This window comes from Staphylococcus sp. EG-SA-2, assembly GCF_017152085.1.
In genome coordinates this window covers 1-611 of record NZ_JACYHC010001274.1, presented here as the reverse complement: position 1 = coordinate 611, position 611 = coordinate 1, and the positions used below count along the sequence as shown (strand labels likewise).

Below are 611 nucleotides of genomic sequence, written 5' to 3'. Positions count from 1 at the left end.
TCATCTGATGAGATAGCCATGTTAAGAAATTGAAAGTATAGCATTAAAGGGGTTTGTAACAGTTGAAAATTATATATTGTATTACTAAAGCAGACAATGGTGGTGCACAAACACATCTCATTCAACTTGCCAACCATTTTTGCGTACACCATGATGTTTATGTCATTGTAGGCAATCATGGACCAATGATTGAACAACTAGATGCAAGAGTTAATGTAATTATTATCGAACATTTAGTAGGTCCAATTGACTTTAAACAAGATATTTTAGCTGTCAAAGTGTTAGCGCAGTTATTCTCGAAAATTAAACCTGATGTTATCCATTTACATTCTTCCAAAGCTGGAACGGTCGGACGAATTGCGAAGTTCATTTCGAAATCGAAAGACACACGTATAGTTTTTACTGCACATGGATGGGCTTTTACAGAGGGTGTTAAACCAGCTAAAAAATTTCTATATTTAGTTATCGAAAAATTAATGTCACTTATTACAGATAGCATTATTTGTGTTTCAGATTTCGATAAACAGTTAGCGTTAAAATATCGATTTAATCGATTGAAATTAACCACAATACATAATGGTATTGCAGATGTTCCCGCTGTTAAGCAAACG

The 611-nt window shown here is 33.6% G+C and carries 1 protein-coding gene; it reads left to right on the top strand.

Translation table 11 applies throughout. The annotated features are described in order from the left end of the window. Positions 1 to 62: 62 nt before the first annotated feature. The coding region (locus IDG60_RS28280) for a glycosyltransferase (RefSeq protein WP_206161130.1) at positions 63 to 611 on the top strand (549 nt) is incomplete at its 3' end.